Raw genomic sequence first — 1,521 nt, 5'->3', positions numbered from 1 at the left:
CGATGTCATTCTGCCGAGCCGAAAGCAACGCGACGCGCTAAAGGCACAGCATCGAGATTGGCTTTCCCAGGAGTCGTCCAGGCTCTAGGTGCCGGCAACACCTCGCCTTGTCCGCTGGTCAAGAAGCGCTACTTGCAGCCAACTTGACCGATCTTGGTCCCCAGAACGCCAAGGAGGGCCGATCCGCGTGCCGGATCAGCCCCCTGAGCTGCGTCCGGGCGGCCGGATCGAACGGAGGACCCCTTGACCCCCAGAGATCGGCAGAGCGGTGTGGTTTGGCTCGTACCGCTGGTCGACGGTCCGAGGGCGGTCACCAGGGTTCCGCTTGGTGTAGTCGGTTGCTGTACTTCGTTGCTGTACTGCTTGGCCCCGCCCGCCAACAGCCTTCCGCTGCTCAACGGTCTGCGCCACTCCGCGGCGGGCGGGCACTTACTTGAAGACGCCAATGATCCCGGTCACGGTGCCCACGAGGCCACTGACGGTCGCCAGCTTTGCCGAGGCCCCGGTCCAGATCCCTTTAGTCTTCTCGCGCCAGCCGAGCGACCACCAGTCACGCCCGAACTTCTGCCACTTGTGCTGCCGGAGGTGGCAGCCCAAGACCAGGCCGCTCGAGTTGTTGCGGCAGAACTCGACGCCGCCGCGCTTCCGGTTGATTGCGCCGCAGTACACCGGCGCTTGAAAGAGGACGAAGAGGATCAAGAGGCCGACCAGAACCGCGTAGATGCCGGGGCCGTACGCGCTGCTACCAAGGGACAGGAGGAGCACAGCCAGGACGCCGTAGCCCCAATACCGCCAGAGGTTCGGCTTGCCGCGAGACGCCATGAGTGCGAACAGTACCGACATGAACGCGAGACGTGAAGATCCTCGCGGCCCGTCGATGTTAGACGATCGACCACTTCCAGCAGTATTGATCTGGGGCGGGCGCGTAGTCGATCAAACCGGGCGACATGGGCTTTGGCCTGCTGCCACGCATCGGATGGATGGTCAACGATGGTCACCGTCGGCCCTCGTTCGACGGCCTGGAAACGGCATGATCTTGGGGGTTCAGCGACCATCGGGCGGCTCCGGCGGCCTCACCAGGTCGCTCCACCTTCCCTGAACCGCGGGCCTCAGCCAGACTCAGCTAGTGGCTTGGGAGTGGGGTGGGGCAGCCGCAACGGCCGTCGTAGGCATCGCTGGTCTCTGCGCCACGGTGTGGACCAACCATCGAGGCCGCCAACATGCGGAACGGTTGGCGGAGAACGCCAGGCAGACCACCTTGGCGCTTGCTCGGGAGGCCCGCAGCCAAGACCGGCTCGAAGCCGCCTACCGTCGGCTCCTGGCCGTGGCCACTGAGACGACCTCTTTCGTGACGACCGCAGACGTCGTCTACCCCCGAGATGGGAAGCCGCCCGACATTGACGAGGTCGCAGACGAGGTTTCCATTCTGCTCCTGGTCTACGCCAGCGAGGAGATGAGAGACGCCTACAGCTCCTGGATGCGCGACATCCAACCCTTGCGCGACCTCCTTGACGAAGTGCC

2 protein-coding genes are annotated in these 1,521 nt (G+C 64.6%); one reads left to right on the top strand and one right to left on the bottom strand.

The genetic code is table 11. From position 1 onward, the window contains the following. Positions 1 to 429: 429 nt before the first annotated feature. Complete coding sequence (locus tag JNW87_RS38625) at positions 430 to 822, bottom strand: hypothetical protein (RefSeq protein ID WP_109802748.1); 393 nt, start codon at positions 820 to 822, stop codon at positions 430 to 432. Between the two features lie 409 nt (positions 823 to 1,231). On the opposite strand from JNW87_RS38625, the gene JNW87_RS38620 reads away from it, so the two are divergent. After that, a partial coding sequence (locus JNW87_RS38620) for a hypothetical protein (RefSeq protein WP_238455466.1) occupies positions 1,232 to 1,521 on the top strand: 290 nt, incomplete at its 3' end.

The organism is Micromonospora sp. ATA51 (assembly GCF_016802855.1).
Taxonomy (GTDB): Bacteria; Actinomycetota; Actinomycetes; order Mycobacteriales; family Micromonosporaceae; genus Micromonospora; species Micromonospora sicca.
This window is presented reverse-complemented; position numbering and strand designations above follow the sequence as displayed.